This is a genomic window from Kocuria sp. NBRC 114282 (genome assembly GCF_030268385.1).
Taxonomy (GTDB): Bacteria; Actinomycetota; Actinomycetes; order Actinomycetales; family Micrococcaceae; genus Kocuria; species Kocuria palustris.
In genome coordinates, this window is sequence record NZ_BSQO01000008.1 from 18,855 (window position 1) to 43,667 (window position 24,813).

General features: G+C 70.5%; 20 protein-coding genes and 1 riboswitch. Of the genes, 7 read left to right on the forward strand and 13 right to left on the reverse strand.

The annotated features are described in order from the left end of the window. Positions 1-47: 47 nt before the first annotated feature. The gene (locus QSJ40_RS11275) at positions 48-2,162 is read right to left on the reverse strand and encodes a prolyl oligopeptidase family serine peptidase (protein WP_285731001.1); all 2,115 of its coding nucleotides are present in this window, start codon (positions 2,160-2,162) and stop codon (positions 48-50) included. Between the two features lie 63 nt (positions 2,163-2,225). Here QSJ40_RS11275 and QSJ40_RS11280 point away from each other — a divergent pair, with 63 nt between their 5' ends. Further along, positions 2,226-4,310, forward strand: coding sequence for an FAD/NAD(P)-binding protein (locus tag QSJ40_RS11280; protein WP_285731002.1), 2,085 nt, complete (start codon positions 2,226-2,228; stop codon positions 4,308-4,310). A 113-nt stretch (positions 4,311-4,423) separates the two neighbouring features. Here QSJ40_RS11280 and QSJ40_RS11285 read toward each other — a convergent pair whose 3' ends face one another. Together QSJ40_RS11285 and QSJ40_RS11290 are read right to left on the reverse strand one after the other, a co-directional pair. Continuing rightward, positions 4,424-7,162 (reverse strand): ExeM/NucH family extracellular endonuclease, encoded by a 2,739-nt coding sequence (locus QSJ40_RS11285; protein ID WP_285731003.1) that lies wholly within the window; start codon positions 7,160-7,162, stop codon positions 4,424-4,426. Positions 7,163-7,275: 113 nt separating this feature from the next. Next, on the reverse strand, positions 7,276-9,414 hold the full coding sequence (locus QSJ40_RS11290) for a bifunctional metallophosphatase/5'-nucleotidase (protein ID WP_285731004.1): 2,139 nt from the start codon (positions 9,412-9,414) through the stop codon (positions 7,276-7,278). Positions 9,415-9,643: 229 nt separating this feature from the next. Between QSJ40_RS11290 and QSJ40_RS11295 the strand changes: the two genes are divergently transcribed. Both QSJ40_RS11295 and QSJ40_RS11300 read left to right on the forward strand, forming a co-directional pair. Then, positions 9,644-11,182, forward strand: a complete 1,539-nt coding sequence (locus QSJ40_RS11295) for an amino acid permease (RefSeq protein WP_285731006.1) — start codon at positions 9,644-9,646, stop codon at positions 11,180-11,182. 219 nt (positions 11,183-11,401) lie between these two features. Continuing rightward, positions 11,402-12,970, forward strand: coding sequence for an amino acid permease (locus QSJ40_RS11300; RefSeq protein WP_285731008.1), 1,569 nt, complete (start codon positions 11,402-11,404; stop codon positions 12,968-12,970). 78 nt (positions 12,971-13,048) lie between these two features. On the opposite strand, the gene QSJ40_RS11305 is transcribed toward QSJ40_RS11300, so the two are convergent. After that, entirely contained in the window at positions 13,049-13,477 is a 429-nt protein-coding gene (locus QSJ40_RS11305; RefSeq protein ID WP_006214701.1) for an Lrp/AsnC family transcriptional regulator, read from the reverse strand. A gap of 168 nt (positions 13,478-13,645) precedes the next feature. Between QSJ40_RS11305 and ocd the strand changes: the two genes are divergently transcribed. Then, on the forward strand, positions 13,646-14,674 hold the full coding sequence (gene ocd / locus QSJ40_RS11310; protein WP_285731011.1) for an ornithine cyclodeaminase: 1,029 nt from the start codon (positions 13,646-13,648) through the stop codon (positions 14,672-14,674). A gap of 127 nt (positions 14,675-14,801) precedes the next feature. Continuing rightward, positions 14,802-15,248 carry a hypothetical protein gene (locus QSJ40_RS11315; protein WP_285731014.1) on the forward strand — a complete coding sequence of 149 codons (447 nt, stop codon included), beginning with the start codon at positions 14,802-14,804 and terminating at the stop codon, positions 15,246-15,248. Positions 15,249-15,378: 130 nt separating this feature from the next. On the opposite strand, the gene QSJ40_RS11320 is transcribed toward QSJ40_RS11315, so the two are convergent. Both QSJ40_RS11320 and QSJ40_RS11325 read right to left on the reverse strand, forming a co-directional pair. Then, on the reverse strand, positions 15,379-15,759 hold the full coding sequence (locus QSJ40_RS11320; protein ID WP_053446876.1) for a VOC family protein: 381 nt from the start codon (positions 15,757-15,759) through the stop codon (positions 15,379-15,381). Positions 15,760-15,767: 8 nt separating this feature from the next. Further along, entirely contained in the window at positions 15,768-16,247 is a 480-nt protein-coding gene (locus tag QSJ40_RS11325; RefSeq protein ID WP_285731017.1) for a DUF3995 domain-containing protein, read from the reverse strand. A 164-nt stretch (positions 16,248-16,411) separates the two neighbouring features. Between QSJ40_RS11325 and QSJ40_RS11330 the strand changes: the two genes are divergently transcribed. After that, complete coding sequence (locus tag QSJ40_RS11330) at positions 16,412-16,774, forward strand: hypothetical protein (RefSeq protein WP_285731019.1); 363 nt, start codon at positions 16,412-16,414, stop codon at positions 16,772-16,774. After that, entirely contained in the window at positions 16,775-17,152 is a 378-nt protein-coding gene (locus QSJ40_RS11335) for a hypothetical protein (RefSeq protein ID WP_285731021.1), read from the forward strand. A 46-nt stretch (positions 17,153-17,198) separates the two neighbouring features. Here QSJ40_RS11335 and QSJ40_RS11340 read toward each other — a convergent pair whose 3' ends face one another. The 7 genes from QSJ40_RS11340 to QSJ40_RS11370 form a co-directional block, all read right to left on the reverse strand. Beyond that, entirely contained in the window at positions 17,199-17,675 is a 477-nt protein-coding gene (locus QSJ40_RS11340; protein ID WP_285731022.1) for a hypothetical protein, read from the reverse strand. 126 nt (positions 17,676-17,801) lie between these two features. After that, positions 17,802-18,296, reverse strand: a complete 495-nt coding sequence (locus QSJ40_RS11345) for a CoA-binding protein (protein ID WP_006214693.1) — start codon at positions 18,294-18,296, stop codon at positions 17,802-17,804. Continuing rightward, positions 18,293-19,618 (reverse strand): O-acetylhomoserine aminocarboxypropyltransferase/cysteine synthase family protein, encoded by a 1,326-nt coding sequence (locus tag QSJ40_RS11350; RefSeq protein ID WP_285731025.1) that lies wholly within the window; start codon positions 19,616-19,618, stop codon positions 18,293-18,295. Before QSJ40_RS11350 ends, QSJ40_RS11345 begins: the two co-directional genes overlap by 4 nt. A gap of 107 nt (positions 19,619-19,725) precedes the next feature. Further along, the gene (locus tag QSJ40_RS11355; RefSeq protein ID WP_285731027.1) at positions 19,726-21,858 is read right to left on the reverse strand and encodes an AMP-binding protein; all 2,133 of its coding nucleotides are present in this window, start codon (positions 21,856-21,858) and stop codon (positions 19,726-19,728) included. Positions 21,859-21,931: 73 nt separating this feature from the next. Next, positions 21,932-22,828: an ABC transporter permease gene (locus QSJ40_RS11360; protein ID WP_285731029.1), complete on the reverse strand. Its 897-nt coding sequence runs from the start codon at positions 22,826-22,828 to the stop codon at positions 21,932-21,934. After that, entirely contained in the window at positions 22,825-23,871 is a 1,047-nt protein-coding gene (locus QSJ40_RS11365) for an aliphatic sulfonate ABC transporter substrate-binding protein (RefSeq protein WP_285731031.1), read from the reverse strand. Before QSJ40_RS11365 ends, QSJ40_RS11360 begins: the two co-directional genes overlap by 4 nt. Next, entirely contained in the window at positions 23,868-24,668 is an 801-nt protein-coding gene (locus tag QSJ40_RS11370) for an ABC transporter ATP-binding protein (protein WP_278857288.1), read from the reverse strand. The genes QSJ40_RS11365 and QSJ40_RS11370 overlap by 4 nt, the downstream gene beginning before the upstream one ends. Next, a riboswitch (SAM riboswitch) is annotated at positions 24,667-24,774 on the reverse strand. (Overlaps the previous gene by 2 nt.) Between the last annotated feature and the right edge of the window lie 39 nt (positions 24,775-24,813).

Consider the following 24,813-nt stretch of genomic DNA (forward strand, 5'->3'; position numbering starts at 1 on the left):
GGTTCCCGTGTGCCCCCTCACCCCCGCCGAGTGGGGAGGGGGGAGGGTCAGAGGGTGGCGGTCACCGCTCGCCACATGAAGTCGTAGGACAGCGCGTGCGAGCGGGCGGCCTGGCGGTTGTCGCCGGCGCCTGCGTGCCCGCCCTCGAGCGTCTCGTGGAACCAGACCCGCTCGTGGCCCTGCCGCAGCATCCGCTCGGCCATCTTGCGCGCCTGCACGGGTCCCACGCGATCGTCGCTCGTGGCGGTCCAGAACAGCACCGGCGGGTACTGCCGCCCCGATTCGACCAGGTGGTACGGGGAGAACGTGCGCAGCCACTGCCACTGCTCCGGGTCCTCCGGATCGCCGTACTCCGCGATCCACGACGTCCCCGCCGACAGCCTCGTGTAGCGGCGCATGTCCAGCAGCGGCACGCCGCACGAGATGCCTGCGAAGAGCTCCGGATACGCGGTGAGCATGTTGCCCACCAGCAGCCCGCCGTTCGAGCCGCCGGCGCATGCCAGCGTGGACGGGGAGCTCACGCCGCGCTCGTGCAGATCGCGGGCCACAGCTGCGAAGTCCTCGTAGGCGCGGTGGCGCTGCGACTGCAGGGCAGCCCGGTGCCATGAGGGTCCGTACTCGCCGCCGCCGCGGATGTTCGCGATGACGTAGACGCCCGTGCGGCCGGGTGCGGCCCCGCCCGCGCCTGAGGCCTCGACCTTCCGGGTGAGCCACGACCGCCCGATCACCCCGGAGTAGCCGGGGGTGCGCGAGACCTCGAAGCCGCCGTAGCCGGACAGCAGCGTGGGATTGCGGCCGTCCAGCGGCAGGTCCGAGGGGCCCACCTGGTAGTACGGGATGCGGGTTCCGTCGTCGGAGACGGCCCAGTGCTGCTCGACGCTCAGCCCGGAGGCGTCGAAGAACGACGGCGCCTGCTTGAGCGGACGCGGCAGCGACTGCTCCAGGGTGCCGCGCAGGATCGTCGTGGGGGTCAGGAAGCCGCTCGTGGAGACCCAGACGTCGTCGCCGGCCACGGGGTCCTCGTCGTCGACGGCCCACACCGCCGTGGAGCGGTGCTCGCCGGTTCCCTGCATGGGCTCGGATCGCCAGGTACCGGGCTCGATCACGCGGATCTCGGAGGAGACGTCCGAGAGCAGCTGCAGCACCAGGTGCGAGGCGGTCCACGACCAGCCCTGCAGACTCGTGTGCTCATCCGGGGCGAAGACGACCGTCAGGGAGCGGTCGCCGGCCAGGAAGCTCTCGAGCTCGGCCACCAGCAGCGTGCCGGGCGCGTAGTCGCCCCAGGTCTCCTGCGGCCGCAGCAGCAGCCACTGCCGGTGCGGGTCGGCCTCGACGGTCTCGGGGACGTCGATCAGCGCCGGCTCACCGCCGCGAGCCTCATCCAGCAGAGAGGTCCTCGAGCGGAAGAAGTCGATCGCATCCACGGCCACGGTGCGCTCGAAGCCCTCCGTGTGATCGCGGCCCACCCACGCCTGGACGTGATCGGCGGGCACCGAGAACACGACGGGCGCCTCGGCCAGCTCCTGCCCGCGTGACAGCCGGCGCACCTGGGCCGGGTACGACGACGTCGTGGTCGAGCCCGGACCGGTGTCCGTGCCGACATAGAGCGTGTCCGCGTCGAGCCAGGAGACCGAGGTCTTGGCCGCCGGAAGGTCGAAGCCGCCCTCGTCGGCGGGGACGAACCTGCGCGAGAGCAGATCGAACTCGCGGTAGCGGCGGGCGTCGCCGCCGTCCGGGGACAGGGCGATCAGCATGCGTCGCCACTGGCCCTCGGTGTGCTGGGGGCGCAGCAGCCGCACACCGCCCCAGACCCAGGGGACGCCCTCGGCCTCGGCCAGCACGTCCAGGTCCAGGAGCACGTCCCACTGCGGGTCGTCGCTGAGCCATGACTCCCAGGTCGTGCGGCGGAACAGCCCGCGCGGGTGCTCGGCATCGCGCCAGAAGCCGTAGTAGTGCTCGCCGTGCTTGGAGACCATGGGGATGCGGTCATCGGAGTCCATGACCTCGAGCGCGGCGGCCTCGAGGCGCTCGAGCTGCGGGGTCAGCAGCAAGGATTCGCTGCGCTCGTTCTGCTCGCGCACCCACTCGAGAGCGGGCTCGCCGTGGATCTCTTCGAGCCACAGGAGGTCGTCGACAGGGTCTTCAGCAGGGGTCTCGGTCATGGTCCCACCCTAGGGCCCGGCTCCGGGGCCTCAGGCAGGGTCTGCAGTTCCTATGCTGGGACGATGACCCCACCGATGCACCCCACCGAGACCCCTGACGACGAGCCCCGCTCCCGCCCCGTGCCCCGTGTGGTCATCGTGGGCTGCGGGCCGCGAGGGCTCTCAGCGCTCGAGCGGGTCGTGGCGCATGCGGCGGCCACGGGGCGGCGGGTGAAGGTCGACGTCGTGGACCCGTTCCCTCCGGGGGCGGGCCACGTGTGGCGCACCCGGCAGTCGCCGCGGTTCCTGATGAACACCCCGTCGCTGTTCCCCACCGTGATCGCGGCCGACGGCGCCCTGGAGGTGCCGCCGCTGGAGCCGCTGCGCGGGATGAGCTTCGACGGCTGGCGTCGGGCGATCGTCGAGCGGGGCCTGCCGGTGGAGCTGGACGAGCAGAACCGGGAGGCGCTGCAGCAGCTGGGGGCTGCGGACTTCCCGCAGCGGCGGCTGTACGGCGCCTACCTGGAGTGGGTCTTCCGCACCGTCGTCGAGAACGCGCCGGCCACGGTCGAGCTGAGGGTGCACCGCGACGAGGCCGTGGCCGCGCGCCGGGTCGAGACCGGTCGGCACCGCTACGCCGTGGAGATCGGCGGTCAGCAGGAGCTGCTGGCCGATCATGTGGTGCTCGCCCTGGGCCACCTGGACGCGCACCTGAGCCGGGGGCAGAAGGAGCTCGTGGACGGCGCTGCCCAGAACGGGCTGGACTACCGTCCGCCGGTCGTCCCGGCCGACGGCCACTGGGACACGCTGCCGCCGGGTGAGACCGTGCTCGTGCGCGGCATGGGCCTGAACTTCCACGACGTCCTGGCCGAGGTCACCGAGGGCCGCGGCGGCGTGTTCGAGCCCGCCGACGACGGCACCGACCGGCTGGTCTACCGGCCCTCCGGCCAGGAGCCCTTCGTGGTGGCGGGCTCGCGCCGTGGGACGCCGTACCGCGCCAAGCCGGAGATCGGCTCCTACTACGCCCGCAGCCTGGAGCACCGCTTCCTGACCCCGGAGACGATCGAGCAGCTCAGGGGCCAGGGCCCGCTGTCCTTCGAGCGCGTCCTGCTGCCGCTGGTGCTGCGGGATGCCCACCGCACTTACTACCGCACGTACGCGCGCGTGCACGCCGATCGCCTGGGCATGCCCGCCGAGGACTTCCTGGTCGAGCTCGACCGGGCGCTGGGGGTTCCCGACGACGACGCCCCCTCCGAGCCCGCGCGCACCGCACCGGCCGCCCGCAGGGGTGCCGAGCGCGAGTGGGCCCAGGACTCGCAGGAGCGCCTGGCCGAGGACACCGCCGAGGGGCTGCCGTGGGAGGTGCGCCTCGAGCGCCTCGTGCAGAGCGCGGTGCCGGCTCCCGAGCGCTTCGACCCCGTGCGGTCGGCCAAGCCCTTCCGCGGGGAGGACTTCGGCTCGCACGAGGAGTATGCGGCCGCCGTCGTGCATCTGCTGGACCGCGATGCCGCAGGCTCAGCCCAGGGTGAGGACGACCCGGCCAAGATGGCCTTCTCGTCGCTGAACTGGTCGCGCACCCTGCTCAAGCAGATCATCGCCGAGGTGGGGCTGATCGATGCCTCCTGGCACGACGAGCTCCTGCGCACGTTCGCGCCGCTGGTCGAGGGGCTGAGCTCGGGGCCGCCCGCTCTGCGGATCCGTCAGCTGGCGGCGCTGGCCCGGGCCGATGTGGTGCGCTTCCTGGGGCCCGATCCGGTGTTCCGGGTGGACGACGAGCGCGGCTGCTTCGAGGCCAGCTCCCCGTGGGTGGCCGCCGAGCCGTACCGGGCGGGCATCATGCTCGAGGCGATGTCCCCGCCCAACGAGGTCCGGCGCAACATCTCGCCGCTGCTGCAGTCCATGCACGACGCAGGGCTGGTGCGCTCCAAGCCCATGGACACCCGCGACGGCGCCGTGCGGATGCCCGGTGCGGGCCTGGACGTCTCGGAGATCCCCTACCGCACGATCGGCACGGATGACCGGGTCCAGGAGGGCGTGTGGGTGCTGGGGCTGCAGCTGACCTCGGTGCAGTGGGGCACCGCGATCGCCGCCGAGGCCGATGCCCCGGCCGAGCTGGGTGCCCGCACCCTGGCCGACGCCGACCGCGCCGCGCAGCAGATCCTGGACTGAGCCTCCCTCGTCAGCCCACTCGGGCACGATCCCGCGCCTGCGTGACCGGATGCGCCGTTCGCGGGGTGGCGACGCATCCGCGCACGCAGGCGCGAGAGAAGTGGCGGGGCGGATCAGCGGGTCGAGGTGAAGCGGTCCCGCTGCTGCTGGACCCACTCGCGCAGATCGCCGGACGGGCGGCCGCGCTCGGACTTGCGCTCCTCGGCCAGATCGCGGCCGTGCCCGAAGGTCGGCTGATCGGTGGGTTCAGGGCTGGGCTCCGGCGAAGGATCGGTCGGGTCCGTCGGATCAGTGGGCTCGGGCGAGGGCTCCTCCGACCCGCTCAGTGCGATCCCCACCAGGGCCGGGTTGTGGTCCGAGGCGCGGAACTGATCCGGAGCGTAGAGATCCACCACGTTGTAGTTCGCCCGCGAGTACTCCATGCCCACGGACTCGTTCGCGTTGATCTCCCAGATGTCCGACCCCGTCACGGCCTCGGCGGCAGCCGGGGAGGCCAGGACGTGGTCCAGCGAGCCGGCCTGCCCGTCGAACGAGTAGCTGTGCTGGCCCTCCGGAGCCAGGTTCACGTACCCGTCCTCGTAGAGCCCGAGCATGGGGTCCTCGTGGGTGTAGGAGTTGAAGTCGCCCACGAGGAACGTGCGCTCGGTATCGGCCTTCTCGGAGAAGGACTCGGCGAAGCCCTGCATGGACTCGGCCTGGCGGGTGCGGTCGCCGTTCCAGGAGCCCTGCCCGGTGTCGGCGTTGTCGCCGGAGCCGGAGCCGCCCTTGGACTTGAAGTGGTTCACGACGACGGCGAAGTCATCGGCCTCGGTGCCGCCCACGGGGCGGAACTCCTGGGCCAGCGGCTCTCGGGCGTTGTCGAAGTTCGCCTCGTCGACGTGGATCACTGACTCGCCCACGGTCTCGACCTCGCCCGGCTGGTAGATGAACCCGGTGCGGATGACGTCCTCTGCGGCAGGGACCTCGGCGGGGGAGGGGACGTAGTCCCACTTCTGCGTGCCGGCGTCCGCGTTCAGGGCATCCACCAGGGCGGACAGGGCCTGATCGCGGTCCTTGCCGAAGGCGGCGGAGTTCTCGATCTCCTCGAGCGAGACCACCGAGGAGTCCAGGCCGTTGATCGCCGCGACGATCTTGTCCTGCTGCTGGGCGAACGAGTCCTGGTCGTAGGCCCCGCGCACGTCGCAGTAGTCGGCGGTCGTGGGGTCGCCCGCGCGGTCCGTGTAGGCCTCGCAGCCGGGCTCGTCCTCGCCCAGAGAGGTGAAGTAGTTGAGCACGTTGAACGTGCCCAGCGTGTAGTCGCCGCCCACGGAGGCCGGGGCGGCATGCTCCGACCGGTCGTTCTCGAACACGGCGGGCACGGCTTCGGGGGTGTCTCCCGTGACCTGCTCGAGCGGCTGGAAGCGCCAGGCATCGTGGCCGTAGCCCAGCACGACCGGCTGATCGAAGCTGACGGTCGAGCCCGTGCGCACCGGATTCTCCAGGGTGAGGTAAGGCAGCGGCTGATCGCCGTAGCGCTCCAGATTCGTGTAATTCCACGTCGAGCCGTCGTCGAGCAGGACGCCGCGGGCGGCATTGTCGGCCTCGACCGCGGCGGCCTCGGCGGAGCCGTGCGGGGCCACGTCAGTCGGTGTGCGCAGCGGGCCCTCGCCGGAGGCCAGCCCGATCTCGCCGTAGGAGTTCAGGCTGTAGTTGTCCGAGACCGTGAATTCTCCGGTGGGCTGCAGCAGCATGCCTTCGAGCTGCTCGCGGGAGGCCTCGTCGGCGGGCCAAGCAGTCTCTGCCGGCTTGACGGCCTCGGCCGGGGCGGTGAGCACCTCGATGCCATCGGCCGGAACGGAGATCTGGGTCTGGCCGTAGAACTCGTTCGCCGTCCCGGTGACCTCCACGTGATCGCCGAGCTGGGCCGCGTCGAGGGCCTCGGGGGCGTAGACGAAGATTCCGTGCGAGGCGCCGTGGTCCTCGCCCAGATCGCCGCCTGTTCCCTCGGTCTGGATCTGATAGCCGTTCAGCCCGCCGGTCGCGTAGACGGCGGTGACCACGCCGCGGGTGGAGACCTGCTGGTCCTGGTACGGAGTGGTCTCGCCCTCTCCCTGGATCTCGGCGATCGACAGCTCCTGGGCCGGTCCCGGCTCGGGATCGGGAGTCGGCTCCGGATCCGGCGTCTCGGAGCCGTCGCCTGAGGCCGGGGTGACCTGCGTCGACAGCGAGAAGTCGGCGGAGTTGTCGTCGGTGTCCACCGCGCCGGTGCGGTTCAGGGAGCGCGGGTCGGAGTTCGACGACGGGCTGGTGGCCCCGGCGGACTCGAAGGTGTTGGAGTCGCCGTAGCCCAGCAGGTCCACGACCGACTCCGCGCCCGCCGTGCCCTCCACGACGGAGCCGGTCGGCAGGCTCAGGGGCTGGGAGCCGTTGGAGAGCACCAGGGTGCCGCGGGTGCCAGACGGGTTCAGGCTGCCGCCGGCCTCCACATCGGCCTGGGGCAGCGCTGCCCCGTTGGTGCCGTTGGAGGCTCCGCTGACCAGGAAGTGCTCGCCGGGCTGGATGGTCCCGGACAGGCGCACGGTGTTCGACGTCCCCGCTGTTCCGGTCGCGGAGCGGTACTGCAGCGACCAGCCGTCCAGGCTCACGGGGGCGCCGGAGGGATTGTAGAGCTCCACGAACTTGTGCGAGTAGACCGCGTTGGCCGAGCCGCCGCTGAGATAGGCCTCGTTGATGACGACCTCGTCACCGGTCGGTGAGGCGCTCGCCGGCGCCAGCGTGCTGAGCCCGGCGGGGATGGCCAGCAGGGCGGCCAGGGGAAGAGCGGCCGAGCGCAGGCGCCCGGTGCGATGCTGGGGGGTCTTCTGGGCAGTCATTTCTGGATTCCCTTCGGAGGATGGGGGCAGGGGGTGAGGACAAAGAGGGGAGGGGCCCGTCGGGAGGGGTTCCCGACGGGCCCCGGGAGATGAGCTGGGCAGGCGGCTGCGGCTCAGCGACCCGAGCGGCGCTCGCGCTGCTCGAGCACCCACTCGCGCAGATCGCCGGAGGGGCGCCCGCGGTCGGCCTTGCGCTGATCGGCCAGGTCGCGGCCGTGCCCGAAGGTCGGGCGATCGGTGGGCTCCGGTGTGGGCTCCGGGTCGCCGGCGACGAAGAGCTCGGCGGGCAGCTGCATAGTGGTGCCGGCTGGGGAGACGACCAGGTAGGCGGGCGCGCCCTCCAGATCGGCGACCTGGACCTCGAGGCTCGCGGCACCGCCCACCTGACCGGAGGCGTCCTTCGCGGGCTCGCCGGTGACCTCGGCGGAGGCCACGACCTCGCCCTCCGGCGAGCCCTTCCGGATCTCGACGGTCTCGTTGGCGACCGCTCCCAGCGAGGTCATGTTCAGCTCGGAGAGCTCGAGGGTCGTGGTGCCGCCCTCGGTCGTGGAGCCGGTGACGTTGACCGCTCGGCGGTCGAACGCGGGCTCCAGAGGAGCGTCGAAGGAGCCGAGGTAGTCCTGGAAGGCCTCGCGGTCGATGCGACCTGTGTCGGTGCTGGCCCCGCCCTCGGTGAAGGCCGTGAAGCCGTCGCCACCCTCGAGCAGGAAGGAGACCGAGCCGACGGTGTAGGTGGCGGCCGGGTCGAGCGGCTGGCCGTCGATCGTGATCGAGGTGATGCGATCACCTGCGGGGCGGGACTCGTCCATCGTGTACTGGACGTTGTCCGACAGCCCCAGGTGCAGGAACGCCCGCGAGGAGCCCTCCGGCTGCCACTGCTGCTCGAGCGCCTTCTCGAACTGAGCGCCGGTCAGCTCGACCGTGTTGAGGTTGTTGGCGAAGGGCAGGACGTTGTTGATCTCGGCCTCGGTGACCACGCCGTCGGCATCGCCGTCGATGATCTCCTCCGGGTCGTCGACGTAGTACAGCTCGTTGCGCAGCCCGCCCGGGTTGATCACGCCGATGTCCACGCCGTGGGACTCCGCCAGCTCGGAGCGGAAGCCCTCGGCCACCGCATTGCCCAGCGCCGACTCGTTCTGGCGGTCGTCGCGGGTGGTGCCGGTGAAGGCGGTGGTGAGATCGCCGGTGATCTGCCCGGCAGGCGTGGAGCCGATCTGCTCCGCTGTGGCGGTGGCCTCGTCGACGATGCGGTCCACCTCGGCGGTGCGCGGCGAGGAGGCCACGAGCTGCTCGGGGGTCTGGCCCGCGATGAACTCGTCGTAGGAGGTCAGGGTGGGGACCAGGTCGACGTCATCGGCCTCGACGTCGTAGGCGACCTCCACCTTGCCCAGGTTCGCCATGTAGGAGCCGGTCTGCATGTAGGCGCGGTCGTCGGTGCCGTCGCCGTCCACGTCCTCGCTCACGGTGTACTCGGCGTGGGTGTCGCCGCCGAAGATCACGTCGACTTCCTCGGAGGTCTCGGTCCAGAAGCGGTCCGATTCGGCCTGGGTCTGGCTCGCGGAGCCGTCGTGGTAGGCGGCGATGATGACGTCGGCCTCGCCCGAGGCGGCCAGGTCCTCGGCCACCGCGTTGACCTCGGCGACCGGGTCGGTGAAGACCAGGCCCTCCGTGGCCGACGGGGCCAGCTTGGACGGCGTGGCCTGGGTGACCGCACCGATCACGGCGAAGCTCACTCCGTCGCGCTCGAACAGCTCGTAGGCGCCATTTCCGTCGTGGCCCTCGCCCTCCATGAGCAGCGGGCCGGTCTCCGAGCCCACCCGCACGTTGGCGGCCAGGTAGGGGAACTCGGCCCGGTCGACCACGCGCTCGGTGAGGTCGTCGCGGCCTTGATCGAACTCGTGGTTGCCCACGGCGGAGGCGTCCAGCTCGAGCGCGTTGAGCATGTCCAGCGTGGGGTTGTCGTCCTGAGCGGCCGACGTGTACTGCGAGGCGCCGATGTTGTCCCCGCCCGAGAGCAGGAGGTCCTCGGGCCCGCGCTGCGACTCGATGGCTCCGGCGAAGCCCACGGGGTCCTCGTCCAGACGGCCGTGGAAGTCGTTGAAGTACAGCAGGTCGGTGGTGGCCGTGGCGCTAGTGGCGCCGGGGGCGGGCTCCACGGCCTGGGCCGGGACGACGAACGAGGAGGTGACCACGACGCCTGCGACGACGGCGGCGGACAGCGACGAGGCGCGGGAGGGCTTCAGGGCAGACATGCAGGATCCTTGCGAGGCCGAGGATGTGCCCCGCTGCTGGAGCGGCCGGAGCACCTGACCAGGCCAGACGATCATTCCTGGGTGAACCCTGAGTTACCGCTCAGTGCATATTGTGAAGTCAGGTTCGTGGCTCATGTCACTGATGGGTCTCGGGGCGAGTACTGTCTCGGTCTGCTCAACAATGCCCCGAGGACGAGGCATCACTGCTCCTCACCTTGAGAAGGTGCACATGTCACACCCCACTACCGATCCTGCCCCGCAGGACGCCTACGCCCACGAGCAGGAGGGCTTCCACAAGTCCCTCAGCGGTCGCCAGGTCCAGATGATCGCGATCGGCTCGGCCATCGGCACGGGTCTGTTCCTGGGTGCAGGTGGTCGCCTGGCCACGGCCGGCCCGTCGCTGTTCCTCCTCTACGCGCTGTGCGGGTTCTTCGGGTACCTCATGCTGCGCTCCCTGGGCGAGCTGGTCCTGCACCGCCCGTCCTCGGGCTCCTTCGTCTCCTACGCCCGCGAGTTCTACGGCGAGAAGGCCGCCTACGCCTCCGGCTGGCTCTACTGGATGTTCTGGTCCTTCACGGCCGTGGCCGACGCCACCGCCCTGGCCCTCTACTTCCGCTGGTTCAGCCGCTACATGCCGCTGGAGTGGATCGCTGCGATCCCGCAGTGGGCCATCGCATTCGCAGTCGTGATCCTGGTCGTGTCCCTGAACCTGGTCTCCGTGAAGGTCTTCGGCGAGATGGAGTTCTGGTTCTCGCTGATCAAGGTCGGCGCCATCCTGCTCTTCCTCGTGGTGGGCATCTTCTTCGTGCTCTTCGGCACGCCGACCGGGGCGCCCGTCGGGTTCTCCCTCATCGCCGAGAACGGCGGCCTCTTCCCCAGCGGCGTCGTGCCGGCTGCGGTCATGATCGGCGGCGTGGTCTTCGCCTACGCGGGCATCGAGCTCGTGGGCACCACCGCCGGGGAGGCTGCCGACCCGCACAAGGAGATCCCGCGCGCGGTGAACTCGGTGATCTTCCGCATCGCCGTCTTCTACTGCGGCTCGGTCCTGCTGCTGTGCCTGCTGCTGCCGTTCACGGCGTACTCCGCCGACGAGTCCCCGTTCGTGACGTTCTTCTCCTCGATCAACGTTGGCGCGGCCGGCCCGCTCATGCAGCTCGTGGTGATCACCGCGGCCATGTCCTCCATGAACGCCGGCATCTACTCGACCGGTCGCATCCTGCACTCCATGTCCGTGGCGGGCTCCGCGCCCAAGCTGGCCGGCAAGATCAACGCCCAGGGCGTCCCGGTCGGCGGCATCCTGCTGACCGCCGTCATGGCGTTCATCGGCGTGGCCCTGAACATCTTCGTGCCGGAGCAGGCCTTCGAGATCGTCATGAACATCGGCGCGGTCGGCGTGATGGCCGCCTGGGTCACCATCGTGATGTCGCACCGGAAGTTCGTGAAGCTCTCCGAGCAGGGCCTGTACCAGCGCCCGTCGTTCCGCAGCCCGCTGGGGGTCTTCGGCGACTGGCTCGTGGTCGGGTTCGTCGTCGTGGTGCTCTTCCTCATGGCGATCGACTACCCCGTGGGCAGCTGGACGCTCGGCCTGGTGGTCGTCGTGGTCGTGCCCGCTCTGGTGATCGGCTGGTTCGTCGTGCGCGATCGCGTCATGGAGATCTCCCGGACCCGGGACAGCTACACCGATCTCGTCCCGATCGGCACGCTGGCCATGCGCGACGACGAGCTCGCGCCGCGCCCGCTGGAGGGCCCGGACGGCGACGACCGCTGATCCTCCGCAACGACGACAGCCCCTCTCCAGCGCGCCTGCACGGCGTGCGGGGGAGGGGCTGTCCATCATGGAGCAGCGCGTTCTCAGCTGTGATGTACGCTAAATCTCGGCTGATGACGGTCGCTGCTGCACCGGTTGTTCCGTCCGGCCCTCCCGTCCCGTCCCCGTGGTGCTTGTCGGCGCCTGGGGCCGATGGCGACTGAGCAGAAGAAGGCAGTCATGTCACACGAGAGCAATGCCCCGGTGCAGCAGCCGGATGATCCCTTCGCCTATGAGCAGGAGGGCTTCCACAAGGGCCTCGGGGCGCGTCAGCTCCAGATGATCGCGATCGGCTCGGCGATCGGCACCGGGCTCTTCCTGGGTGCCGGCGGGCGGCTCGAGACCGCAGGCCCGTCGCTGTTCATCCTGTACGCGGTCTGCGGCTTCTTCGGCTATCTGATCCTGCGCGCCCTGGGCGAGCTGGTGCTGCACCGTCCGTCGTCGGGCTCGTTCGTCTCCTACACCCGCGAGTTCTACGGGGAGCGCTCGGCCTTCGTCTCCGGCTGGCTCTACTGGCTGAACTGGGCCATGACGGCCGTCGCGGATGCCACGGCGCTGGCGATCTACATCGCCTGGTTCGGGCAGTACGAGTCCATGGCGTTCCTGGGGGAGATCCCGCAGTGGGTCGTGGCGCTGATCGTGGTCGTCGCGGTCGTCTCTCTGAACCTCGTCTCGGTCAAGGTCTTCGGCGAGATGGAGTTCTGGTTCTCCCTGGTCAAGGTCGGGGCGCTGCTGCTGTTCCTGGTCATCGGCATCATCTTCGTGATCTTCGGAACCCCCACGGGGACGGAGGTGGGCTTCTCCCTGATCACGAGCGAGGGCGGCCTGTTCCCGAACGGCTTCCTCCCGGCCATCATCGTCACGCAGGGCGTCGTGTTCGCCTACGCCGGCATCGAGCTCGTGGGCACCACCGCCGGCGAGACCAAGGATCCGGAGAAGGTCATCCCGCGGGCGATCAACTCCGTGATCCTGCGCATCGCGGTCTTCTACGTGGGCTCCGTGGTCCTGCTGTGCATGCTCATGCCGTACACGGCATACTCCGCCGACGAGTCCCCGTTCGTGACCTTCTTCTCCTCGATCGGCGTGGAGGCTGCAGGTCCGCTCATGCAGCTCGTGGTGATCACCGCGGCCATGTCCTCCATGAACGCCGGCATCTACTCGACCGGTCGCATCCTGCACTCCATGTCGGTGGCGGGCTCCGCGCCGAAGTTCGCCGGGACCATGAACAAGGCCGGTGTGCCGGTGGGCGGCATCCTCCTCACCGCGGTGGTGGCGCTGTTCGGCGTGGCCCTGAACTTCTGGGTCCCCGCGCAGGCCTTCGAGATCGTGCTGAACATCGCGGCGATCGGCACCATGGCCTCGTGGGCGGCGATCGCCATGTCCCACCAGAAGTTCCTGCAGCTCGTGAAGCTCGGGCAGTACACCCGCCCTGGCTACCAGGCCCCGGGCGGCCGCTTCGCCGACTGGCTCGTGATCGCGTTCATCGCAGCCGTGATGGTGCTGATCGCCTTCGACTACCCCGTGGGCACCTACACCCTGGTCGCTATGGTGGCCGTCATCCCGTTCCTGGTCATCGGCTGGTTCGTGGTGCGCGATCGCGTCCGCGAGATCGCCGCGGCCCGCGACGGCTACACCGGCACTTATCCCGTGGTGGGCACCAGCCCCGGTCAGGAGCTGCTCACCCAGCGCTCGCACCGTCCGGAGGATCCGCGCGGGGGCGCCTCGGGGGATCCCGACGGGTCCCGCTGACCCTCAGGGCTTCAGCATCCAGCCGCCGCCGGGCGGAGCCGGGATATGCCGGCTCCGCCCGGCGGCCGCGTGCTCCGCTCAGCGCACGACCGAGCTGAGCAGCAGGGAGGTCTCCGAGTTCACGATGCCCTTGATCGAGCGCATCCGGCGCAGCAGGTCGTCGAAGGCGCGCAGGTTCCGGCAGGAGATCTCCGCGACCAGGTCCCAGTGGCCGTTCGTGGTGTGCAGTCCCATGATCTCCGGCAGTCCGCGCAGCGAGCTGATCACCTGATCGGTCGTGAAGCCCTGGACCTCGATGAAGGAGATCGCCCGGACCTCGTCGTCGGTGATCGAGCGGGTGCGCACGGTGAAGCCGATGATCACGTCGCGGGCCGTCAGGCGCTCGATGCTGCGGCTGATCGTGGTGCGCGAGACCCCCAGCCGCTCGGCGAGCGCGGCGATGGGGGCTCGGCCGTCGGCGCGCAGCTCGGCGATCAGGCGCCGCTCCAGCTCGGTGATCTCCGACATGCGCAGAATGCTACGCGTCGCTGTGCAGACTGCGGCTCAAGTGAGCAGATTGCACACAGACTGCGGCTTATCCGCGCACTTCTCTGCGCATATTGTGGAACGGGTCACTCGACGAACCGTGCAGCAGCTCGTCAGCAGCAGTTCCCCAACACGTCAGAAGGAGGCCGTATGCCGCAGCTCGTGGATGTTCCGTCCATGGCGCAGTGGATCCAGCGCGAGGGCGTCGGATCGATCATCGAGAGGATGGTCGGCTACATCGAGGAGGACTTCCGCAAGTGGGAGCGCTTCGACAAGATCCCGCGCGTGGCCACGCACACCCCGGTGGGGGTCATCGAGCTCATGCCCACCTCGGATCTCGAGACGTACAGCTTCAAGTACGTCAACGGGCACCCGTCGAACCCCGCCCGCGGGTACCAGACGGTGACCGCCTACGGGATGCTCTCGGATGTCGACAACGGCTATCCCACGTTCTTCGCCGAGATGACCCTGCTGACCGCGCTGCGCACCGCCGCGAACTCGGTCATGTTCGCGCGACAGCTGGCGCGGAAGGACTCCAAGGTCATGGCGCTGATCGGCGCCGGCAGCCAGTCGGAGTTCCAAGCCCTGGGCTTCCGCTCGGTGCTCGGCATCGAGGACCTGCGGGTCTACGACGTCGATCCCGCCGCCATGGAGAAGCTCCGCCGGAACCTGGAGCCGCTCGGCTTCCGGATCACCCTGGCCGATTCGGTCGACGAGGCCGTCGAGGGTGCCGACATCATCACCACCTGCACCGCCGACAAGGCGCAGAACAAGGTGCTCTCGGATCATCAGGTGCGCCCCGGCGTGCACCTGAACGCGGTCGGCGGCGACTGCCCCGGCAAGACGGAGCTCGAGGCGGACATCCTGCGCCGAGCCAGCGTCTTCGTGGAGTTCACCCCGCAGACCCGCATCGAGGGCGAGATCCAGCAGATGGAGCCCGAGTTCCCGGTCGTCGAGTTCTGGCAGGTCCTCACCGGTGCTGCCCCGGGCCGCAGATCGGACGACGAGATCACGCTCTACGACTCCGTGGGCTTCGCGATCTCCGACTTCTCCGCGCTGCGCTGCGTCCGCGATGCCACGGCGGACACGGATCTCCAGCAGCACATCGACCTGATCGCCGATCCCGACGACCCCAAGGACCTGTACTCCCTGGTCAAGGCGCCGGTCCCTGTGGGCTGACCTGCAACGACTCCCGCAGCGCCTCAGGACGGCCGACAGCACCCGCTGTCGGCCGTCCCCCTATGTGGCAGCTGACATGACCGGTCATCCGGATGGTGCAGCGATCTGTGTGCGATTGAATGTATTCATGCTTCGAGCACCGCTGATCGCGACCCCGGCCATTGTGGTGGTCGTCGCTGTCGTGGTGCCGCTGGTGGGCAGCGAGTTCGTCTCGGTCAGCATCGTGGCCGGGCTGATCGCCGTGATCGGGGCCTGGTGCGTGCCGGCGACCTACACGCAGGGCGAGATCGGCTCGCTGCTGACGGTGGGCCAGGACGTCTGGACCCAGCGGCTCGCTCGCCTCAAGACCCTGCAGCTCGTGGTGGCCGGCGGCGTGCTGGTGGGACTCGAGGGCCTCGAGCTGCTGAGTGCGGCCATGGCGGCCATGTTCGGCATCGGTGTCGCCCTGGCGATCGGCGCCTTCACCGGGGCCTCGTCCGAAGCCGCCGCCTCGGATTCTGCGGCTCCCGGTGCGGGCTCAACGGGACCCGGAAGCGCGTCCCACATCGCCCGGCACGCGCACCACACTCACTGACACTCGGCACTCTCGCCGAGTCGCGCCCTCTTCTGTCCGCGCCTACGTGCCTTAATGCGCCCTGCAGTGTCACGTGGCGCTTCGAGGCACGTAGGCGCGGGAGGGGGCTCAAGCCTCCCTTACGGCCGTGTCAGCCCCAGCAGAGGCAGAACGGGTGGCCGGCGGGGTCGGCGTAGACCTGGAATCCGCGCGCGGCGGCGGGATCCTCGGCCGGCTGCAGCAGTTCGGCGCCCAGCCCCGTGACCTCCGCGTGGGCGGCCTCGAGGTCGGCGATGTAGAGGTCCAGGTGCATCTGCTGGTGCTGGGGGCCGTCGGGCCACTGCGGGCGGACGTGATCGGGGGCCAGCTGGATGCCCAGCACCTCGCGGCCGTCCACCACGATCGTGCGCCACTCGCCGGCCGCGCTCTGGAAGTCCGGCTCGGCAGTCCCGCCGAGCACTGCGGCCCAGAAGTCGGCCTCGGCGTCGACGTCGTCGGTGTCCAGCACCGGGTACTGCTTGAGGATCTCCATGGGGCCAGTCAATCGCGCGCGAGCTCATCTGTCGCCCCCGGCGCCGTCGTCGAGCGGCGCCGGGGCGGGCCCCGACGGGAGCGGACCAGGCCGATGACCAGGCCGATTCCCCACGCGACGAACCAGGGATCCCACAGCCAGGCATGGCCCAGCATCGAGCTGCGGTCGAAGCCGCCATCCGGCTGGATGACCCCGGCGAGCACGAGCTGGGCGGTCACGGTGCTGAGCCCTCCCCAGAGGATGAGCACAGCGGCACCGAGCCAGCAGACCGTACGGCTCAGCGGAGCCAGGGGCCACCCGCTGCGGGCCAGCAGCCACGGCGCCAGGCCAGCGGTGACTTTCACAAGCCCCACCGGCACGAGCAGCCACAGGCGTCCGTCGAACTGCGACGCGACATCCCCGACCGTGCTCAGCAGCCACTGACCGCCACCGGCCCAGTAGAGGCTGAATAGTCCGTGCCCGATGCCCAGTACCGCCGCTGCTGCCAAGCACAGCGAGTCCTTGCCCCGCCCGCCCTGCCGTGGGACCGAATCCAAGGCTCCATAGAACGGAGGGGTCGCCGACGCGGTCAAGAGGCATAGGCCTCTGGAGCGGCGTCGTCATCCCCCGGGAGACTGAGGACAAGCCCGCTCGGCTCGGATTGAATGGGCTCATGCTGAGACCCCCGCTGATCGCCACCGCCGTCGTGGCCGCAGCCCTCGCCCTGCTCCTGCCGCTGATCTCCGGCGCCCACGTCCTGGTGGCGGTGGTCTCCGCGATCGCCCTGATCGTGGGCGCCTGGTGCGCCCCCACCTCCTTCAGCTCGGACCAGACCGGCTCGGCGCTTCTCATGGGTCGGGAGGTGTGGACGGCTCGGACCGCCCGGCTCAAGGCGCTGCAGCTGTACGTGGCGGGCGCGGCAACGCTCGGTCTGGTCCTCCTGAACGTCTTCGACCCTGGGGTTGCTGTCGTCGTCGGCATCGCTCTGGCGATCGGCACCGGCGCCGCCGGATCTGGGGAGCGCTCGCAGGACTGAGTGCAAGGCTGCATCGCCGTGCTCGTCGTGGCGCTGCTGCCTCCCCTGCTCGGGAACGAGCTGGTCATCCCCTCCGTGATCATGGCTCCCATGCTGGCTGCCGGCGTGTGGTGCATGCCGACCTCGATGCTGCGCAAGCCCTATGGATCGGTGCTCACCCTGTCGCGCGAGGTGTGGACCCGCCAGGCGGCGGTCTTCAAGTCGCGGCAGCTGCTCGTCAGCGCGGCGACGGCAGTGATCCTGGTGCTCATGGATCTCATCGAGCTACAGGTCGCGGGCGCCGCCGGAATGGCCGTCGCGCTGGGCATGAGCCTGATCTCGGGCGTTACCAAGGACAAGGCCGCGCCGGAGTCCACCGAGGACGCAGCCGCGAGCTGACGGCGATCAGGCAGGGGCCGGCGGCAGGGCTCAGGCTGTCGCCGCGTCAGAAGGGCAGCCAGCCCAGGGCGCCGACCACGAAGAGCCAGGCGGTCAGCGTCGGGAACGAGGCCACCGTGGAGAGCAGAAGCGCCGCGGCTCCGAACTCGCCCTCCCCGTGCTGCTCGGCCAGGGCTGCGGCGATCGACATCGACGGCAGCGCGCAGGTCAGCAGCGCGGCCGCCGCCAGGTCTGGGGCCAGCCCGGGCAGCCCGAGCGCGGGAAGCAGCAGGACCAGGGCCAGGGCGATCGCGATGATCAGCGGGTGTGTGAGGACGCTGCGGGCGATGCCGCCGATCCGTCGTCCCAGGGGAGCGCCGCGCCCGGAGGCCGCCTGGAACAGGATCAGCGCCGCGGGGATGATCACCACGTTGTCCACGAGCATGGACATGCCGATGGCCAGGCCCGCAGACTCCGGGATCAGCAGCAGGAACAGGGGAGCGCCCACGAACCCGTTGTTGGTGCCGCTGGCGGACAGGGACATCGACGCCGCCCGCTGGGGCGGCATGGAGCGCGAGCGCGACCACGCGCGCCTGCGTGCTCGTCCGCGCTCTCGCAGGCGAAGAGCGCGCGGAGGCACGCTGGCGCGCGGCGGGGAAGGAGCGTCAGCTCAGGCGGTGACCTGTCGCTTGGACGAGATGACGCCCGTGTTGAAGCCGGCCAGGTGCAGCCCGCCGTGGAAGCGGGCGTGCTCGATCTTCACGCAGCGGTCCATCACGGCGTTGAGCCCGGCGTCCTCGGCGATCCGCGCGGCTTCCTCATTCCAGGAGCCCAGCTGCATCCACACCGTCTTGGCGCCGATGTCCACGGCCTCCCGGGCCACGCCGGGCAGGTCGGCGTCCTTGCGGAAGACCTCCACCAGGTCCGGGACCACGGGCAGGTCGGCCAGCGAGGGGTAGACCTTCTGCCCCAGCACCTCGTCGAGCACGGGGTTCACGAAGTAGACGTCGTACGGCGACGATGACAGCAGGTAGGTCGCCACGAAGTACGACGCGCGCGAGGGCTTGTTCGACATCCCGACGATCGCGATGGACTTCGTGGAGCGCAGGATGTTCAGGCGCTCGGGGGCGCTGGGGCCCACCCAGGTGCGGTTCTGGCTGCTCATGCGGAGGCTCCTTCGCGGGTGATGCCCGTGGCGGTGGTGAGGGCCTGATCGAGGTCCCACAGGATGTCGTCGGCGTCCTCGAGACCCACGGAGATGCGGATGAGGTCCGGGCCCACGCCTCCTGAGACGAGCTGCTCGGCGGTGAGCTGCTGATGCGTGGTGGAGGCCGGGTGCAGCACCAGGGTGCGGGCGTCGCCGATGTTGGCCAGATGGGAGGCCAGCTGCAGTCCCTCGATGAACCGGCCGCCCACCTCGCGGGCGTCGAGCTCGGCGGTGGCGGCCACGCCGAAGGCGAAGACCGAGCCGGGGCCCTGCGGCAGGTACTTCTGCGCGCGCTCGTGATGCGGGTGCCCGGGCAGCCCCGCGTAGTTCACGTAGGAGATGCGCGGGTCCGATTCCAGCCACTCGGAGACGGCCTGGGCGTTGGCCACGTGGGCGTCGATGCGCTGCGGCAGCGTCTCCACGCCCTGCAGCAGGTTCCAGGCCGACTGCGGGGACAGCGCCGGGCCGATGTCGCGCAGCTGCTCGGAGCGCAGCTTGGTCAGGAAGCCGTACTCCCCGAAGTTCCCCCACCAGCTCACGCCGTTGTAGGACGGCACCGGCTCCGTCATGGAAGGGAACTTCCCATTGCCCCAGTCGAAGCGCCCGGACTCGACGACGACGCCGCCCAGCGTGGAGCCGTGCCCGCCCAGGAACTTGGTGGCCGAGTGGATCACGATGTCCGCACCGTGCTCGAAGGGCCGGTTCAGGTACGGGGTGTTCAGCGTGGCGTCCACGACCAGCGGGATCCCGGCCTCGTGGGCCACGGCCGCCAGCCCGTCCAGATCGGCGATCTCGCCCGACGGGTTCGCGATCAGCTCGGTGTACACGGCCTTGGTCTGCGGCGTGAGGGCGGCCCGGAAGTCGGCCGGGTCGGTGCCCTGCACGAACGTGGTCTCCACGCCGAAGCGGCGCAGGGTGACGTCTAGCTGGGTGACCGTGCCGCCGTAGAGCTGGGACGAGGCCACGATGTGATCGCCCTGCCCGCACAGCGCGGCGAAGGTGATGAACTCGGCGGCCATGCCGGAGGCGGTGGCCACGGCGCCGATGCCGCCCTCCAGGGACGCCACGCGCTCCTCGAAGGCCGCGACCGTGGGGTTGCCGATGCGCGAGTAGATGTTGCCGTACTTCTGCAGGGCGAACAGGTTGGCGGCATCGTCGGCGTCCTTGAACACGAACGAGCTGGTCTGGTAGATCGGCACGGAGCGGGCCCCATGCTCGGCATCGGGAGTCCCGCCTGCGTGCAGCGCACGGGTGCGGAATCCGAACTGGTGCTCGGCCATGTGTCCTCCTCGTGGGGCGCGCCCCTGGCGTGGGTCCTGCTGGAGAGTCTGTGCCGCCGGGTGGGGCCCTGCAAGCAGGGCGACGCGGCGGCGATGGTGGGTGCGGGTCAGCCGCGCGCCGAGAAGATCTGCTCGATCGCCTCGAGCGACCCCTCGTTCTGCAGCGACGAGCGATCGCCCAGCGGCCGCCCCTCGTAGAGCTGGGCGAGCAGGCGCCGGGTGATCTTCCCGGAGCGGGTCTTGGGCAGATCGGGCACGGGGATCACCTCGCGCGGCTTGGCGATCGGGCCGATCTCCTGCGCCACATGGGCGCGCAGGGTCTCGCGGACCTCGGCCTCGGGCAGGGCACGGCCCTCCGAGGTGAGCACCACGCAGGCCAGAACGGCATGGCCGGTCAGCGCATCGGCCACCGGAGCGGTCCCGGCCTCGACGACCAGCGGATGCGTGACCAGCGCCGACTCGATCTCGATCGTGGACAGCCGGTGCCCCGAGATGTTGATGACGTCGTCGACCCTGCCGAGGATGTAGAGATCGCCCTCCTCGTCGAGCCGGGCGCCGTCGCCGGCCAGGAACCAGCCGCGCTCGCCGAAGTCCGCCCAGTACGAGCTCAGGTAGCGCTGCGGGTCTCCCCACACGGTCCGGGCCATGGACGGCCCGATCGCATCCACCACGACGAGGCCCTGCTCGCCCGCAGCGACCTCCTCGCCGGCCGCGTCCACCACGCGGGTCGAGACCCCGGGAACGGGGCGCACCGCGCAGCCCGGCTTGGCCGCGGTGTGCGGGGTGCCCTCGGGGAACGTTCCGGAAGGGGCGAACTGCGGATCGTGGGGCCGGGGCGAGGCCACGCAGGAGCCGGTCTCGGACTGCCACCAGGTGTCCACGAACGGGACCTCGCCGCGGCCCACCTGCTCGTGCAGCCACCGCCAGGCCTCGGGGTTGATGGACTCGCCCACCGTGCCCAGCAGGCGGATCGAGGACAGGTTCCAGACCTTGGGCAGGCCCTTGGGGAACGCGCCCATGAGCGAGCGGATCAGCGTGGGGGCGGTGTAGTAGGTCGTGACGCCGTAGCGCTCGATGATGTCGAAGTGCCGGCCGAAGTCCGGGGTGCTCGGCGTGCCCTCGTAGATGACCTCGGTGACGCCGTTGACCAGGGGCCCGTAGATCTCGTAGGTGTGCGCGGTGACCCAGGCGAGGTCGGCGGTGCACCAGTGGACGGTCGCGTCCACCTTGGCGGGGTCGTTGACGGCGGAGAGCTCCTGCGGGCGCAGCACGCCGTGCTCGTCCGGGGCATCCGGCAGCAGGTCGAAGAGCAGCGCGTGCGTGTAGGCGGCCTGGACCAGGTAGCCGCCCATGGTGTGCACCAGGCCCTTGGGGCGGCCCGTGGTACCGGAGGTGTAGATGATGAACAGCGGCGTCTCGGCGTCGAAGGCCTGCGCCTCGTGGACGTCGGAGACCGACTCGAGCAGCTCGTGCCACCACAGGTCCCGGCCCTGGGTCCAGGGCAGCTCCATCTGGTCCTTGGAGCGCGCCCCGCGCTTGCCGACCGGCAGCTTCGCGTTGCCGGGCCGGGAGGTCCGGCGCACCACGAGCACGTGCTCGATCGCGTTGGTGCCGGCACACGCTTCATCTGCCTGGGCCTTGACCGGCACCACCTTGCCGCGGCGGTTCTGCCCGTCGGTGGTGACCAGCACCTTGGCGCCGGTGTCCTCGACGCGGAAGCGCAGCGCCTCGGCGGAGAAGCCTCCGAAGACCAGTGAGTGCACCGCCCCGATCCGGGCGCAGGCCAGCGTGATGATCACGGTCTCCGGGATCACCGGCAGGTAGATCACCACGCGATCGCCCTGGACCACGCCCAGCGACTCCAGCGCGTTCGCAGCCCGGGCCACGGCCTTCTGCAGGTCGGCGTAGGTCCAGGTCTGGCGGTCGCCGGGCTCGCCCTCGAAGTGCAGGGCCACGTGCGAGCCGCGCCCGGCCTCCACATGGCGGTCCACGCAGTTGACGGCGACGTTGAGCTTGCCGCCCTCGAACCAGGCGATCTCGGGCACCGAGTAGGTGGGGCTGCCGTCGTCGTCGGTGCCGATCCGCTGCGGCTTGGCGAAGCGGTGCGTCGTGTGCCACGGCTGCGCCCAGTCCAGGCGGGAGGCCTGCTCGGCCCAGAAGGCCACGCGCGCCTCATCGGAGATCCGCGCGGGATTCGGCGTGGGGGCCAGGGGATCGGAGTAGGACTGCGGTGCGCTCATACTGGTGCTCCTTGCGGGGTGCCCGCGGCTGCGGGCGGGTTCTCGGAACGGGTCGAGGACGGCTTCCAGGGTCTCAGGTCCGGCGCACCGCGCCCCAGCGGGCCTGGGCCCAGCGCTCGAACAGCCCGAGCAGGGCGTCGGTGAGCTTGCCCAGGATCGCCAGCAGGACGATGGCCAGCAGCAGGCGGTCGGTGCGCCCGTTGTTCTGGGAGTCGGTGAGCAGGAAGCCCAGGCCCATCGAGGAGCCGAGCAGCTCGGCGGCCACCAGGAACAGCCAGGCCTGGGCCAGGGCCAGACGCAGGCCGGAGATCACAGAGGGCATGACCGCCGGCAGCTGGACGGTCAGCAGCAGGCGCAGACCGGAGAAGCCGAAGGATCGGGCGGCCTCCACGAGATGGCGGTCGACCTCCCGCAGAGCGGTCGAGACCGTGGTGAACACGGGGAAGAACGCGCCGATGGCCACCAGGGTCACCTTGGAGTTCTCGCCGATCCCGATCCACAGCAGCAGCAGCGGCACCCACGCCAGCGACGGCACCGCGCGCAGCGCCCCGATCAGCGGCGAGCCCAGGGCGCTGGCCCAGGGGGAGAGCCCGATCAGGGAGCCCACGGCCAGCCCGAGCAGCGAGCCGATCACGAATCCGACGACCACGCGCTGGGTCGAGATCCCGATGTGGGTCCACAGCGCCCCGTCGGTCAGCAGCTCGCCACCGGCCTGCAGGACCGCCAGGGGACGCGGCAGCTGCACCGGGGAGAACGTGCCGTTCGTGGACAGCAGCTGCCACAGCGCGAGCAGTGCCACCGGCAGCAGCAGTCCCAGGCCGACCCGGGCCCAGGGGCTGCGCAGGATGGAGCCCCGCGGGGCGGGGGTGCGGACCGAGCGCTGCGAGTCCGGACGCTGGGAGCCGGGACGGTCGGAGCCCGCGGGCTCCGGAGCCTCGGAGGCTGGTGCGGAGGTGGTCGTGACGCTCATGCGCTGTGCCCTTCGATGATCTCGGCCGCGCGCTGGGCGCTGGCCTCCTGCGCGAACCGCGCGTCGAGGATGGTGTCGATGGCCTTCTGGACGGTCTCCAAGTCGGGGACGTCACCGGTCTCCACGAGGATCGGGGCGATGCGCTCGAGGACCTCGAGCTGGTCGTCGCCGGGGACCGGGTCGATGTCAAGGTGCGTGCGCTCCCAGACCCGCTCGGCCGTCGTCGTCTCGATCTCGGAGGCCTCGGCCAGGATCGCGATGCCCTCCTGGGGGTTCTCCAGCGCCCAGGCGCGGGCGTGGGCGTAGACGTCCACGACCATCTGGGCCCCGCGCGGGTTGATCTCCAGGAACAGCTCGCGAGCGTTGAGGAAGCAGTAGGTGTTGAAGGCCAGGTCGCGCTGGAACAGCACCGCCCCGTCCTGCTCGGCGCCGGCCATGATCGGGTCGAGCCCGGACCAGGCGTCCACCTGCCCGCTGGTCAGGGCGGAGCGGCCGTCGGCGTGCTGGAGGTTGACCACGGTGGTCTCGTCGAAGCCCATATCCGCCGCTGATAGCGCCTGCAGCAGGAAGAAGTAGGGATCCGTGCCCTTGGTGGCCGCCACCGACCTGCCGCGCAGATCCTCGACCGAGCGCAGGGGCGAGTCCGCGGTGCGCACGAGTGCTGCCCACTCCGGCTGGGAGCAGATGTCGATCGCGCGGATGGGGGAGCGGTTGGTGCGCGCCAGCAGCGCGGCCGAGCCCGCGGTCGAGCCGATGTCGATCGCCCCGCCGCGCAGGAACTCGTTGGCCTTGTTGGACCCGGCCGAGAACGTCCAGTGGACCTCCTGGCCGCCCTCGGCGGCGACGGTCTCCAGCCAGCCCTTCTCGCGGATGATCAGCGACAGCGGGTTGTAGGTCGCGTAGTCCAGGTAGATCTCGGTGTCCGAGCCGGAGGCCATGCCGCGGCCCGGGCCCTCGCCCTCCATGACGCACCCGGACAGGGGCGCGGCGGCGGCCCCGACGGCGGCCAGGCCCAGCAGGCGACGACGCGTCAGCCCGCTCATGCCTCCACGCCCAGCAGGCCGAGCAGGTGCCTGCGGGCACCCGTCAGCTCGGGATCATCGCGGTGGCGCGGGCGGGGCGAGTCCACCGTGAGGATCTCCTGGATGCCCGCCGGCCCGCCCTCCGGCGGCGTCCCGAGCACGACCACGCGGTCGGAGAGCACCAGGGCCTCCTCGACGTCGTGGGTGACCAGCAGGACCGTCGTGGGATCGGCGGCGTGGATCTCCAGCAGCAGGTCCTGCATCTTCAGGCGCGTCAGTGCGTCGAGCGCGCCGAACGGCTCGTCGAGCAGCAGCACCTGCGGGTTGCGCGCCAGCGCCCGAGCCAGCGAGGCCCGCTGCGCCATGCCTCCGGAGATCTCCGACGGGCGATCCTCCGCATGCCTGGACAGCCCGACCAGCTCGAGCAGGTGGGCCACCCGCTGCTCGGCCTCGCGGCCGCGCACGCCGCGCGGCAGTCCGAGCGCCACGTTGCGGGCCACGGTGCGCCACGGCAGCAGCCGCGGCTCCTGGAAGCCCACCGCACAGCGGGGGTCCAGGCCGCGCACGGGCGCGTCGTCGATCAGGACCCGGCCGGCCGTGGCCGTGCCGAGACCGGCCACCGCGCGCAGCAGGGTGGACTTGCCGCAGCCCGACGGGCCCAGCACGGAGACGATCTCCCCGGGGCGGACCTCGAAGCTGACATCGGCCAGGACGTCGCGCCGGCGGCCCCCGGAAGACGGGAAGGACTTGCCGACCCGGTCGAAGGTCAGGGCGGCGGCATCGACCGTGCTCAGGGCGGACGGGGGTGCAGAGATCATCACATCACTCCATCGGTCCTGGCATTAGCACCTCGTGCCGCGGATGGACGGCACTGGTTGCTGCGGCGTCGACGAGCCAGGTCTCTCGTACCGCTCCGGATGGGAACCGGGGGTCATTCAATGCCCTGGTCCGGGGAGACAGCAA